The sequence below is a fragment of the Martelella mediterranea genome (assembly GCF_021021415.1).
Taxonomy (GTDB): Bacteria; Pseudomonadota; Alphaproteobacteria; order Rhizobiales; family Rhizobiaceae; genus Martelella; species Martelella mediterranea_C.
In genome coordinates this window covers 56,595-69,774 of sequence record NZ_JAINWJ010000008.1, presented here as the reverse complement: position 1 = coordinate 69,774, position 13,180 = coordinate 56,595, and the positions used below count along the sequence as shown (strand labels likewise).

10 protein-coding genes are annotated in these 13,180 nt (G+C 61.9%); 8 read left to right on the top strand and 2 right to left on the bottom strand.

The window, feature by feature from the left end:
- Window positions 1-24 precede the first annotated feature (24 nt).
- The 7 genes from K7H91_RS05960 to K7H91_RS05930 all read left to right on the top strand — a co-directional run bounded on the left by K7H91_RS05960 (window position 25) and on the right by K7H91_RS05930 (window position 9,630).
- Complete coding sequence (locus tag K7H91_RS05960) at window positions 25-2,121, top strand: ABC transporter substrate-binding protein (protein ID WP_230719288.1); 2,097 nt, start codon at window positions 25-27, stop codon at window positions 2,119-2,121.
- 113 nt (window positions 2,122-2,234) lie between these two features.
- Window positions 2,235-3,248 (top strand): ABC transporter permease, encoded by a 1,014-nt coding sequence (locus K7H91_RS05955; protein ID WP_230719287.1) that lies wholly within the window; start codon window positions 2,235-2,237, stop codon window positions 3,246-3,248.
- On the top strand, window positions 3,245-4,369 hold the full coding sequence (locus K7H91_RS05950; RefSeq protein WP_230719286.1) for an ABC transporter permease: 1,125 nt from the start codon (window positions 3,245-3,247) through the stop codon (window positions 4,367-4,369). The genes K7H91_RS05955 and K7H91_RS05950 overlap by 4 nt, the downstream gene beginning before the upstream one ends.
- Before the next feature lie 16 nt (window positions 4,370-4,385).
- Window positions 4,386-6,056 carry an ABC transporter ATP-binding protein gene (locus tag K7H91_RS05945; RefSeq protein ID WP_230719285.1) on the top strand — a complete coding sequence of 557 codons (1,671 nt, stop codon included), beginning with the start codon at window positions 4,386-4,388 and terminating at the stop codon, window positions 6,054-6,056.
- Window positions 6,057-6,073: 17 nt separating this feature from the next.
- On the top strand, window positions 6,074-7,447 hold the full coding sequence (locus tag K7H91_RS05940; RefSeq protein WP_230719284.1) for an alpha-glucosidase/alpha-galactosidase: 1,374 nt from the start codon (window positions 6,074-6,076) through the stop codon (window positions 7,445-7,447).
- A 495-nt stretch (window positions 7,448-7,942) separates the two neighbouring features.
- Window positions 7,943-8,704: an electron transfer flavoprotein subunit beta/FixA family protein gene (locus tag K7H91_RS05935; protein ID WP_230719283.1), complete on the top strand. Its 762-nt coding sequence runs from the start codon at window positions 7,943-7,945 to the stop codon at window positions 8,702-8,704.
- Window positions 8,704-9,630, top strand: coding sequence for an electron transfer flavoprotein subunit alpha/FixB family protein (locus tag K7H91_RS05930; protein ID WP_230719282.1), 927 nt, complete (start codon window positions 8,704-8,706; stop codon window positions 9,628-9,630). Before K7H91_RS05935 ends, K7H91_RS05930 begins: the two co-directional genes overlap by 1 nt.
- Before the next feature lie 62 nt (window positions 9,631-9,692).
- Here K7H91_RS05930 and K7H91_RS05925 read toward each other — a convergent pair whose 3' ends face one another.
- On the bottom strand, window positions 9,693-10,613 hold the full coding sequence (locus K7H91_RS05925; protein WP_230719281.1) for an NAD(P)H-dependent flavin oxidoreductase: 921 nt from the start codon (window positions 10,611-10,613) through the stop codon (window positions 9,693-9,695).
- A gap of 22 nt (window positions 10,614-10,635) precedes the next feature.
- Window positions 10,636-11,184 (bottom strand): acyl-CoA thioesterase, encoded by a 549-nt coding sequence (locus tag K7H91_RS05920; protein WP_230719280.1) that lies wholly within the window; start codon window positions 11,182-11,184, stop codon window positions 10,636-10,638.
- 214 nt (window positions 11,185-11,398) lie between these two features.
- On the opposite strand from K7H91_RS05920, the gene K7H91_RS05915 reads away from it, so the two are divergent.
- Entirely contained in the window at window positions 11,399-13,168 is a 1,770-nt protein-coding gene (locus tag K7H91_RS05915; protein WP_230719279.1) for a long-chain-fatty-acid--CoA ligase, read from the top strand.
- The last annotated feature ends 12 nt before the right edge of the window (window positions 13,169-13,180 follow it).

The following is a 13,180-nucleotide window of genomic DNA, read 5'->3' as shown; positions in this document are numbered from 1 at the left end:
GTGTCAAAACGGGAGGACGACACGATGACATCGCACCTTTCTGCCCGGCATCTGGCCAGTGTCCTGGCCGCCGGGATTTCAACCCTCGCATTCGTCTCCGGAGCGCTCGCATCGGAAATGACAGTGGTCCCGCCGCAGCCGGATTTCCCGGCCCAGGCCAAGATCACCTATGTACCGCGCAACGCGATCGAGGAATTTAGATCGCTGCCATCCTATTCCGAGCCGGAATGGGTGACGGAGCAATTTGTCGAGACCGGCGCGCTGCCGCCGGTCGAGGAACGGCTGCCGAAGGAACCGCTGGTCTTCAAGACCGGCAACATGCCGGACGGCATGGGCGTTTACGGTGGCACGCTGCGCCATGTGATCGGCGGACGCCCGGAAGGCTGGAACTATCAGGCCGGCCAGTCCCAGGGTTGGGGCGGCATCGATATCGGCATGTATGAGTGCCTCACCCGCACCGCGCCGCTCTATCAGGTTGAGGCGAGCGACATGGAACCGCTGCCGAATCTCGCGAAGAGCTGGGAATGGTCGGAAGACGGGCACACGCTCACCATGCACCTGATCGAGGGGGCGAAATGGTCCGACGGTGTGCCGTTCACGTCCGAAGATGTGATCTTCATGTGGGAAGACAATATCGTCGACCCGAATGTGTCGCCGCTCAATGGCGCAAGCAAGGAGACCTTCGGCTCGGATACCTCGCTGAAGGCGATTGACGATTACACCGTCGAGTGGACCTTCGCCGAGGCCTTCCCACGACAGTATCTCTTCAATATGGCCTATGGCAATTTCTGCCCCGGCCCGGCGCATATCCTGAAGACCAAGCACCCGCGCTATGCCGACACGACCTATGATCAATACAAGAACGCGTTTCCGCCCGAAATGCTGAATTGGCCGGTCATGGGCGCCTGGGCGCCTGTGGAATACCGCTCGGACGACATCATCGTTCTGCGCCGCAATCCCTATTACTGGAAGGTCGACGAGGATGGCCGTCAGCTGCCCTACATCGACGAGCTGCAATACAAGCTCTCTACCTGGGCCGACCGCGATGTGCAGACGATTGCCGGCTCTGCCGATCTGTCAAACCTGGAGCAGCCGGAAAACTTTGTCGTGGCGCTGCGTCGCGCCGCCGAAGAAACGGCCCCGGCCCGTCTTGCCTTCGGCCCGCGCCTGATCGGCTACAACATGCGCATGAACCTCTCCGGGAATGGCTGGGGCGATCCTGACGAACGTGCCCAGGCCGTGCGTGAGCTCAACCGCAATCCGGACTTCCGCAAGGCCGTGACCATGGCGCTCGACCGTCAGGCGATTGGGGATTCGCTGGTGCGCGGCCCGTTCACCGCCATCTATCCCGGCGGCCTGAATTCCGGCACCAGCTTCTATGACCGGGAATCGACCTATTACTATCCCTATGACCCCGAAGGGGCGAAGGCACTGCTTGCCTCCATCGGACTTGAGGACACGGACGGCAACGGTTTCGTCAACTGGCCTGCCGACACGCTGAATGGTGCGGATGTGGACATCGTTCTGCTGGTCGGATCGAACTACACGACCGACCTCAACCTTTCGGAAGCCGTGATCGGCCAGCTCCAGCAGGTCGGCCTCAGGGTCATTCAGAACGCGCTCGAAAACAATCAGTATGACGCGATGCGCTCAGCCGGCGATTTTGACTGGCAAATTCTGCGCAACCCGTCTTCGCTTGCATCCGTGGTTCAGGGCACAACCGAGCTTGCGCCGGTCGGTCCTCGCACCAGCTGGCATCACCGCGCAGGTCCCGACGGAACCCTCGACCTGATGCCTTATGAAGAGGAGATGGTCGATATCGTCGAAAAATTCATCGCGACTGACGATGACGATGAACGCGCCGAACTGATGAAACAGTATCAGACCGTCGCCACGCAGAACGTCGATATGGTCGGGCTGACGGAATATCCCGGTGCGCTGATCGTGAACAAGCGCCTCGACAATGTTGCCGCCGGCGCGCCGATCTTCATGTTCAATTGGGCCGAGGATGCCATCATCCGTGAACGTATGTTTGTTCCGACAGATGAGCAGCAGGACTACGAACTGTTCCCGAAAACCCTGCCGGGTGAACGGGGCGGCGACGGCCCGGTCAGCGGCTGACACCCGAAAGCGTCGCGGCGGCTCTTGCGAAAGCGCCGTCGCCAACCTCGCGGACCGGCAACCCTGTTCTCCTCCAGTTGCCGGTCCGCACAGACAAGGGACGCAAGGATAAAATGGCGCGATTTCTGTTCAACCGGATCATGTCGGGGCTGATGCTGCTCTTCGTGCTCAGCATCGTGACCTTCGCCATCATCCAGGCCCCGCCGGGCGACTACAGCGATTATATCCGCTCGCAGGCGATCAATCAGGGCGGAGCCTCATTCGAGCAGGCAGATGCACAGGCTCAGGCCTATCGGAAAGCCCATGGTCTCGACGATTCGATGCCGGTCCAGTATCTGAACTGGGTAAAGGGCATCGTCTTTCACGGCGATTTCGGACAGAGCCTCTATTACAACAAGCCGGTTTCCGACGTCGTCGCCGAACGGCTGCCGCGCACGCTGGCGCTGGCGCTGACGTGCCATATCCTCGCTTCCATTCTCGGCATCGGCTTCGGCATTGTCGCGGCGACGCGCCAATATAGCTGGATCGACACGGCGCTGTCGGGGGTCGCCTTTCTCGGCATGACGGTGCCGCGCTTTTTGATGGCGCTGATCATCGTCTATGTCCTCGTCTTCCATTTCGACGTCAACGAGGTGGGCAGTTTCTTCTCGCCGCAATATGGCGGCGCGCCCTGGTCCTGGGGCAAGTTCGTCAATCTCGTGCAACACGTCTGGCCGGTCGTCGCGATCGCCACCTTCGGCGGGCTCGCCTACAATATGCGGGTGATGCGCGGCAACCTGCTCGACACGCTGAACATGCAATATGTCGAAACCGCGCGCGCCAAGGGGCTTTCGGAGCGCAAGGTGATTATGCGCCATGCCGTGCCCAATGCGCTGCATCCCCTCGTCATGTATCAGGGGGTGGTTCTGCCCTACATGCTGACCGGCGAAATCGAGGTCGCCATCATCTTCGCGCTGCCGACCGTCGGCCCGGCCATCGTCGGCTCGATGCAGGTGGGCGACGTCTATGTCACGGCGACCTTCATGCTGCTGCTTTCGGCCATGCTGCTGATCGGCAACATCATCGCCGACCTTCTGCTCGTGGCCCTCGATCCGCGTGTCAGACAGACCGGGAGGGCCGCGGCATGACCGACAACATCCTTCAAACCGTCGATACCGTCAAAGAACCGGAAGCCAACAAGAACGAAACCTATCTGGCGCTGGTCTGGCGCAGGCTGAAGCGGTCATTTTCCGGCATGATGGGCCTGATCCTGGTGGTCTTCCTGCTGTTCGTCGCCGTGTTCGCCGATTTCCTGTCGCCCGCTGATCCGCGAGCCACCGGCGATTCCTACCAGCCGCCGCAGATGGTCACTGTGTTTGGCAAGGACGGCGGATTCGTGTTTCCGCCGCGCGTCTATCCGCTTGGCGATACCGGCGAACTGGACCCGATCACCTTCCAGCCGCTCGTCGGCAAGGATTACGACAACCCGCAGATCATCGGCCTGTTCGTGAAGGGCGCGCCCTACAAGCTGCTCGGCTTCATTCCCGCCGATCGCCATTTCATCGGCGCGACCGATGGCTCGGTGATCCATTTTCTCGGCACCGACAAGCTCGGCCGGGACGTGCTGTCGCGCATTCTCTACGGCTCGCGGATTTCGCTTCTGATCGCGCTCACTGTGGTCACCGTCGTCACCATCGTCGGAACATCCGTCGGCATGACCTCGGGATATTTCGGCGGGCCGGTGGATTCGTGGATCCAGCGCTTCGTCGAACTGGTGCTCGCCTTTCCGCAACTGCCCTTCTATCTGGCGCTGGCCTCGCTCATTCCCGTCACCGCGCCGACCAAGGTGTTCTTGGGCTTCGTCATCGCGGTGATGTCGGCGCTTGGCTGGGCACAGATGTCGCGCGAGGTGCGCGGCAAGACGATGGGGTTGGTGCGCATGGATTATGTGCGCGCGGCGATCGCCGTTGGCGCCACCGACAAGCGCATCATCTTCCGCCATATCCTGCCCAACGTGATGAGCCACGTGATCGTCGCGGTCACGCTTGCCATCCCCACGGTCGTGCTGCTCGAGGCCTTTCTTGGCTTCCTCGGCTTTGCTGTGAAGCCACCGATGATTTCCTGGGGGCTGATGCTGCGCGACACCTCCAATTATGCGGTGATCGGCGCCTATCCCTGGCTGCTGTCGCCCGTCGCCTTCGTGCTTTTGACCGTCTTCGCCTTCAACGCGTTCGGCGATGGTCTGCGCGATGCCATCGACCCCTATTGAGAAGGAGACGCTTTCGATGACTGACGACCTCAGACATGACACGGCGCCTTCCACCCGGCGCGACCATGGCGAACAGCAGGGCGAGCCGATCATCGACGCCCGCAATGTCGCCGTCGATATCGCGGTCGAGGACGGCACGGTGAATGCCGTGCGCGATGTCTCGTTCCAGCTCTATCGCGGCGAGACCATCGCCATCGTCGGCGAGAGCGGTTCCGGCAAATCCGTCACGGCCAGAACGGTGATGGGGCTTCTTCCCAAGCGCGCGAGCGTCGGCAAGGGAGCCACGATAAATTATAACGGAGAGGACGTTCTCAAATTCTCTGAACGCCGGCGACGGGACATGCGCGGATCGCGGATTTCGATGATCTTTCAGGAGCCGATGAGTTCGCTGAACCCGATCTACACGATCGGATCGCAGATCATCGAAGCGATCCAGACCCATCGCCGCGTGAGCCGCAAAGATGCGGAAGCCGAAACCCTTGAGCTTCTGAAACAGGTTCAGATCCCAGAACCGGAGGCGCGCCTAAAACAATATCCGCACCAGCTTTCCGGCGGGCAGCGCCAGCGCGTGATGATCGCCATGGCGCTCGCCAACAAGCCGGACGTGCTGATCGCCGACGAACCGACCACGGCGCTTGACGTGACGGTGCAGGCGCAGATCCTCGGCCTCATCCGGGACTTGCAATTGGAACTCGGCATGGCCGTCATCCTGATCACCCACGACCTGACGGTGGTCCAGCATTTCTCGGATTATGTCTATGTGATGAGCGAAGGCGTGGTGCGCGAGCACAACACGACCAGGGCGCTGTTCGCCGACCCGCAGCACCCCTACACGAAAAAGCTCCTCAGCTCCGAACCCTCCGGCGAGGCCAATCCGCTGCCGGAAGGATCGCAGACCATTCTGGAGGGCCGGGACGTTCGGGTCGCCTTCACGCTGAAGACCGGCACCTTCTTCAAATCCAGCTACAGCCAGCTTGTCGCGGTCAACGATCTGTCGATCACACTCAAGAAGCACGAAACGCTGGGGCTGGTGGGCGAAAGCGGATCGGGAAAGACCACCTTCGGCCAGGCGCTGATGCGGTTGATCCATTCCGACGGCGGCACGGTGCTCTTCGACGAGAAGCACATCGAGGGGCTCTCCCGCGATCAAATGCGGCCCTTGCGCTCACGCATGCAGGTGGTGTTTCAGGATCCGTTTTCATCGCTCAATCCGCGCATGACCATCGGCCAGATCATCGAGGAAGGGCTGATCGTCAACAATATCGGCTCGTCCGGCAAGGACCGCAACGAACGGGTGCGCGATGCGCTGGTCGATGCCGGCCTGCCGGGCTCGATCACCCACCGGTTTCCGCACGAGTTTTCCGGCGGCCAGCGCCAGCGCATCGCCATCGCCCGCGCCGTGGCGCTGGAGCCGGAGTTCATCCTGCTCGATGAGCCGACCTCGGCGCTCGACCTCTCCGTGCAGGCGCAGATCATCGAACTCCTGCGCAAGCTCCAGAGCGAGCGCGGCCTCAGCTACCTCTTCATCTCGCATGACCTGAAGGTCGTGCGGGCGCTATGCCACCGCGTCTGCGTCATGCAGCACGGCAAAATCGTTGAACAGGGTCCGGTGCGCGATGTGCTGGAGAACCCGCAGACAGACTACACGAAGCGGCTGGTCAAGGCCGCCTTCGAAGTTGCCGCCTGAATTTGAGGAATTTTACCATGGCAAGACAACCCAAGATCACCTTCATCGGCGCCGGCTCCACGGTTTTCATGAAAAACATCATCGGCGACGCTCTACAGCGTCCCGCGCTGAGGGATGCATCCATCGCCCTGATGGACCTCAACCCGGAGCGGCTTGCCGAAAGCGAGATCGTTGCCGGCAAGCTCGCGCGCACGCTCGGCTCGAAATCGGTGATCACCACCCATACCAGTCAGCGCGAGGCGCTGGAGGGCGCCGATTTCGTCGTCGTGGCCTTCCAGATCGGCGGCTACGAACCGGCCACCGTGACCGATTTCGAGGTGCCGAAGAAATACGGCCTGCGCCAGACGATCGCCGATACACTGGGCGTCGGCGGCATTATGCGCGGCCTTAGAACCGTGCCGCATCTCTGGTCGATCTGCGAGGACATGACGCAGATCTGCCCCGACGCCATTCTGTTGCAATATGTGAACCCGATGGCGATCAACACCTGGGCGATCACGGAAAAATATCCGCAGATCAAACAGGTCGGCCTCTGCCATTCGGTGCAGGGCACTGCGGGCGAACTGGCGCGTGACCTCGATATCCCCTACGAGGAAATCCGTTACCGCTCGGCCGGCATCAACCACATGGCCTTCTTCCTGAAATTCGAACATCGCCAGGCCGATGGCAGCTATCGCGACCTCTATCCGGATCTGGTGCGCGGCTACCGCGAGGGCCGGTTCCCGAAACCGTCAAGCTGGAACCCCCGCTGCCCCAACAAGGTGCGTTACGAAATGCTTACAAAGCTCGGCTATTTCGTCACCGAAAGCTCCGAGCATTTTGCCGAATATACGCCCTATTTCATCAAGGAAGGCCGCGAGGACCTGATCGAGAAATTCGGCATTCCGCTCGATGAGTATCCCGTCCGCTGCGTCGAGCAGATCGCAAGGTGGAAGGATCAGGCGGAGGAATACAGGAAGGCCGACGAGATCAAGGTCGAACAGAGCAAGGAATATGCCTCGTCGATCATGAATTCGGTCTGGACCGGCGAGCCCTCCGTCATCTACGGCAATGTCCGCAACAATGGCTGCATCACCTCGCTGCCGGAAAACTGCGCGGCGGAAGTGCCCTGCCTCGTCGATGCCTCCGGCATTCAGCCGACCTATATCGGCGACCTGCCGCCGCAACTGACGGCGCTGATCCGCACCAATATCAACGTGCAGGAGCTGACCGTTGCCGCACTGGTCAACGAAAACCGCGAACATCTCTATCACGCCGCGATGATGGACCCGCACACGGCCGCCGAACTCGACCTCGACCAGATCTGGTCGCTGGTCGACGACCTGCTGATCGCCCACCACGACTGGATCCCGGAATGGGCGCGCCTTGCCCGGCAGGCGCGCACGGCCTGAGGCGCGCGGCTGTCGTGGCCCGGAGCCAATAAGGGGGCCTCCTGTATCATAAGGGGCGCCCTGATTTGGCTATAACATCCACGTTGTTCGGTGAGAGCTATTGACTCCCTGAAGAATCGTTTGAGACGGGAGTTTCGCGTCTGCCGAACACCACGCGCGAGGCTATGCAGGTCGACGACCGCTGCGTGACCGGCGGGTGCTTTCATGGTCGCAGGGACGGCTGCCGCTGGGCGGCCTGCCAACCGCCTTGATAGAGGCCGGCTGACGATCGCGCAATTGATCTTTCGAACGGAGTTCCTCCACGATTGGGTTCAGTCGTTTGACGGCTTTGGCGCAAGCGGCGCGTCACGCTCGAAAGGGCTTGCAAAGTCCACGCGTCCTGTAATATGCCCTATACGTCATATAGTTTACCTATATGTAATTTCGGCGTGGGAAGCTATTGGCGCCGATGGGATAGATTTCTATCCGTACTGGGAAAACGGAGGATGTGCGGCCATGAAAGTGCTTGTGCCCGTCAAGCGGGTGATCGATTACAATGTGAAGGTGCGGGTGAAGCCGGACGGGTCCGGTCCCGACCTCGCCAACGTCAAGATGTCGATGAACCCCTTCGACGAGATCGCCCTGGAAGAGGCGATCCGGTTGAAGGAGAAGGGCGTGGCGCAAGAGGTGATCGCTGTGTCCATCGGCGTTCGCCAGGCGCAGGAAACGCTGCGCACCGCGCTCGCCATGGGCGCCGACCGGGCGGTCCTGATCGTGGCCGCCGAGAGCGCTGCGACCGATATCGAGCCGCTCGCCGTCGCCAAGCTGCTGAAGGGCGTCATCGAGGCCGAGAAGGCCGATCTGGTGATCGCCGGCAAGCAGGCGATCGACAATGACATGAACGCGACCGGCCAGATGCTGGCGGCGCTGCTTGACTGGCCACAGGCCACCTTCGCCTCCAAGGTTGAGATTGCCGATGGTCGGGCGGAGGTTACGCGCGAGGTTGATGGCGGGCTGCAGACGATCTCGGTGGCGCTGCCGGCGATCATCACCACCGACCTGCGCCTCAACGAGCCGCGCTATGCCTCGCTGCCCAATATCATGAAGGCCAAGAAGAAACCGTTGGAGGAGAAGACTGCGGCGGATTACGGCGTCGATCTCGCCCCGCGTCTGGAAATCGTGGGCACGCGCGAGCCGGAAGGGCGCAAGGGCGGCATCAAGGTCGACACCGTCGATGCGCTGATCGAAAAGCTGAAAACCGAAGCGGGGGTGCTGTGATGTCTGTTCTGCTGCTTGCCGAAACCAGCGGCGACGCTCTGGTTCGCGATGCGACCGCGCGGGCGGTCAAGGCCGTCTCCGGCCTCGGTGATGTCACCCTGCTTGTTGCCGGCGCGGGCCTTTCCGCCGCCGCCGACGAGGCCGCGCGGATCGACGGCGTTTCGAAGGTGCTTGTGGCCGATGCCGATGCGCTCTCCCATCGGCTGGCGGAGGCGACCGCCGAGCAGATCGTCGCGCTTGCGGGCGATTACGACGTCATCGCCGCGCCCGCGACCAGCGACGGCAAGAACATCCTGCCGCGCGTTGCCGCCCGTCTCGATGTCATGATCATTTCGGATGTCACCGCCATTCTCGACGCCGAGACCTTCGACCGGCCGATTTATGCCGGCAACGCGATCCAGACGGTGAAATCGCGCGATCCGGTGCGGGTCGTGACCATCCGCACGTCCGGTTTCGAGGCGGCGGGCGAGGGGGGCGCGGCTCCTGTCGAGCAGGTGAGCGCGCCGGATGCGACGGTTGACGCCAGATGGGTCGCGGACAAGGTTGCCGAAAGCGACCGGCCGGAGCTGACCTCGGCCCGCATCGTGGTTTCCGGCGGGCGCGGCCTCGGCTCGTCTGAACAGTTCGCGATCATCGAAAAGCTGGCCGACAAGCTCGGTGCGGCCGTCGGCGCCTCGCGCGCCGCCGTCGATTCCGGTTACGCCCCGAACGACTGGCAGGTCGGCCAGACCGGCAAGGTGGTGGCCCCGGATCTCTACATCGCCTGCGGCATTTCCGGCGCGATCCAGCATCTGGCCGGCATGAAGGATTCGAAGGTGATCGTCGCGATCAACAAGGACGAGGAAGCGCCGATCTTCCAGGTCGCGGATTACGGCCTTGTCGCCGATCTTTTCGATGCGGTGCCGGAGCTGACCGGAAAGCTCTGAGTATTGAGATACCAAGCCGGCCGGAGCGATGGTTCCGGCCGGCTTTTCTGTCTTGGCGGGCCTCAGAGCCGCGCGCAGGCGGCCCGGTATTCGCCGTCAAACCGGTCGACGAGCGTTGCCACCGTCGGGATGTCGTCAATCGCGCCAATCCCCTGACCGGCCGACCATACCGTCTTCCAGGCCCTGGCCTCGGAGGCGAAATTCATCGCGCCATGCGGCGGCAGATTGTCCGGGTCGAGTCCGGCGGCCGTGATGCTGGACTTCAAAAAATTGGCCGGAACGCCCGATATCGCCGGCGTGTAGACGATGTCGCCCGCCCGCCCGTCAACGATCATCTGCTTGTGGGCCTCGGGGGCGATTGCTTCGCTTGTCGCCAGAAAACGGGTGCCGATATAGGCGAAATCGGCCCCGAGCGCGCGCGCTGCCGCGATATGCGCGCCGGTCGAGATCGCGCCGGAGAGCGCCAGCGGGCCGGAAAAGAACGAGCGGATTTCTGATACCAGCGCGAACGGGCTCAGCGTGCCGGCATGACCGCCGGCCCCGGCGGCAACCGCAATGATGCCGTCGACGCCGGCCTCGACCGCCTTTTCCGCATGCCTTCGGTTGGTGACATCGTGGAAAACCAGCCCGCCATAGGAATGGACGGCGTCCACCACGGCCTTGACCGCGCCGAGCGAGGTGATTACCAGCGGCACCTTGTGCGCGACGACGATCTTCAGATCGGCCTCAAGGCGGGCATTGCTCTTGTGAACGATCAGATTGACGCCGAAGGGGGCAGGATTGTCGTGATCGGCGAGGTCCGCCTCGATCGCGCGCAGCCAGTCGGCAAAACCGTCGCTGGTGCGCTGGTTGAGAGCGGGAAAGGTGCCGCAGATGCCGGTGCGGCAGCAGGCGGTCACCAGTTCCGGCCCGGATGCCAGAAACATCGGGGCGGCGATCACCGGAAGGCGCAGGCGCGCCGATAGCGATGTCGGGTTCAGCATTATGTCCTCCTCCTCGGAAAGGTCATCCGAGCCGTGCGTTTCGCGCGTTTGCGTCCTCGGCGCCGCGCGCCCTTGCCCGTTCCTCCGGCGACATCAGCAGCGCATAGGCTTCCGGCAGTGGCGGGCTTTCCGGCAGCGGGCCGAGCGGGGAGAGCATTTCCGTCGCGGGCAGCTTTCGGCCATCCTTCAGCATTACCGCGCGCACTGTCGCCGTCACAGCGACTTCACCCTTGTGCCGGCCGCTGAGAGGGATGATCCGGTGCTCCATGAACAGCGAGTTCTCTGTCCAGCCGGCGAGCCTGGTTTCGAGCCGGAACCGCTGAAAGACCCCAAGAGAGCGCCGGTAACGCGCGTTCACCCCGGTCAGAACAGGCTGCCATTTCTCGCGCAAGACCTTTGCGCCGAGCCCGGATCGTGCCAGCAGATCGAACCGGCCAATATCCATGAAGGCCAGATATCTGCCATTGTTCACATGCATGTTGATGTCGAGGTCCTGGGGCCAGACGCTCAGGGTAATCGAGGAGATATCTTCAGGCGGGTGGATCGCAGGTGCGAATTTCGCTTTGATCATGGCCCTGATCAGTCTTCCCCAAACATACATGATGATGCCCCAAACCCTTCTGTAACCGTGGGAATACACTGTCTTCAAGGTCCGTGCCAGATCCGTTAACATCGGTCTTGAATTATATGACGTATACGTTTATAGGGTATCGTAATGGTCATGTCGAAGGAAAATTGTGCGGACAGAAGCCTTGAGGAGGGTGTCCGCGCAAGAAGGAGGAGGCGTGCAAGAGGATTTCGATACCGAAACCCCGGGCGGCGGGGCAGATACGCTCAACAGCGCTGAGGCCGGCGCGGCCAATGGCGCGGCGGACCGGAACGCCGATACGCTGACGGCGTTTCTGGCTGAAGCGGTCGCGCGCTTCGCCGATAAAACGGCCGTGGAGTTTTTTGATCGCACCTGGACATATGGCGAGATTGACGCCCTGTCCGACCGGTTTGCCGCGGGGCTTGCGTCCATCGGGGTTCGCAAGGGTACGCGCGTTGGTCTCTTCCTTCCAAATTGTCCGTATTCGGTCATTAGCTTCTTTGCCGTGCTGAAGGCGGGCGGCATCGTCGTCAACTTCAATCCTCTCTATACCAGCCGCGAAATTCGCGATCAGATTCGTGATTCCGGAACCGAGTTCATGATCACGCTCGACCTGGAGGCGGTTTACAAGAATCTCGGTCCCGTTGTCGGCGAGACGGATCTGAAGCAGGTGATCGTCTGCCCGATGGCGCAGGTTCTGCCGCCGCTGAAGGGGTTGCTGTTCCGCCTGTTCAAGCGCTCCGACCTGGCGCGTATTCCTGACGATCGCACGCATCTGCGGTTCGATGCGCTGATCCGGGATGCCGAAAACGCGCCCGTTCCGGCAATCGAAACCGTCCCGTCCGATATTGCCGTCCTGCAATATACCGGCGGCACGACCGGGGTGCCGAAAGGCGCGATGTTGTCGCATGGCGCGCTGGTCGCCAATGCGCGCCAGTTGGTTCATCAGGGTGACCAGTGCGGTCTGCTGGTGGAGGGCGAAGAGATGGTGATGTGCGTGCTGCCGTTCTTCCACGTCTTCGCCATGACCGTCTGCATGCTCTATGCGGTTGAGATCGGCGCCTCGATGCTTCTGGTGCCGCGTTTCAATCGCGATGAACTGATCCCGCTGATGGAACGGCGCAAACCGACGCTGTTCCCGGCCGTTCCGACAATCTATGGCGCGATCAATGCCGTTGCGCAGACGCGCAAGGTGCATCTGGAGTCGCTCAAACTGTGCATCTCGGGCGGCGCGCCGCTGCCCAATGAAGTGCGCGTCGACTTCGAAACGCTGACCGGGTGCCGGCTTGCGGAAGGTTACGGCCTGACGGAATGCTCGCCGGTCGTCTCCGTCAATCCGCTGGACGGCAGTTCAGGCCGTCCGGGGTCTGCCGGCCTTCCCATGGCGGGAACGACGCTGGAAATCCGGGATTCTGAAAATCCGGCCGTGCTGCTGCCGAAAGGCGTCAAGGGCGAGCTCTGGGTGCGCGGTCCACAGGTCATGTCGGGCTATTGGAACCGTCCGGATGAGACTGCCCATGTGCTGCGCGACGGGGCTCTTCGAACCGGCGATGTCGGCTATCTGGATGAAGACGGCTATCTCTATCTCGTTGACCGGCTGAAGGATCTGATCATCTGCTCGGGCTACAATGTCTATCCCCGCGTCATCGAGGAGGCGCTTTACGAGCATGATGCGGTGGCCGAAGCGATCGTGATCGGCGTGTATGACGCGTATCGCGGCGAGCGGCCGAAGGCTTTCGTTTCGTTGCGCAAGGATGCGCAGGTCACGGTTGAGGAGCTGCATGAATTCCTGGTTCCGCGCCTCTCCAAGATCGAATTGCCGCGCGACATCGAAATTCGCGATACGCTGCCGAGAACCATGGTTGGCAAGCTTTCGAAAAAGGAATTGATCGAGGAAGAGCGTCGCGCCTCTCATGATGGCGCAAAGGCGAATGCCGGGGAGGCAGACAGTCATGTTGACGCCTAGGTCAGGGGGCCG

Coding starts and splice junctions, on each gene's coding strand:
- K7H91_RS05920 (WP_230719280.1), bottom strand. CDS start 11,184: ATGATCAAAGCGAAATTCGCACCTGCGATCCACCCGCCTGAAGATATC.
- K7H91_RS05940 (WP_230719284.1), top strand. CDS start 6,074: ATGGCAAGACAACCCAAGATCACCTTCATCGGCGCCGGCTCCACGGTT.
- K7H91_RS05930 (WP_230719282.1), top strand. CDS start 8,704: ATGTCTGTTCTGCTGCTTGCCGAAACCAGCGGCGACGCTCTGGTTCGC.
- K7H91_RS05950 (WP_230719286.1), top strand. CDS start 3,245: ATGACCGACAACATCCTTCAAACCGTCGATACCGTCAAAGAACCGGAA.
- K7H91_RS05955 (WP_230719287.1), top strand. CDS start 2,235: ATGGCGCGATTTCTGTTCAACCGGATCATGTCGGGGCTGATGCTGCTC.
- K7H91_RS05945 (WP_230719285.1), top strand. CDS start 4,386: ATGACTGACGACCTCAGACATGACACGGCGCCTTCCACCCGGCGCGAC.
- K7H91_RS05925 (WP_230719281.1), bottom strand. CDS start 10,613: ATGCTGAACCCGACATCGCTATCGGCGCGCCTGCGCCTTCCGGTGATC.
- K7H91_RS05960 (WP_230719288.1), top strand. CDS start 25: ATGACATCGCACCTTTCTGCCCGGCATCTGGCCAGTGTCCTGGCCGCC.
- K7H91_RS05935 (WP_230719283.1), top strand. CDS start 7,943: ATGAAAGTGCTTGTGCCCGTCAAGCGGGTGATCGATTACAATGTGAAG.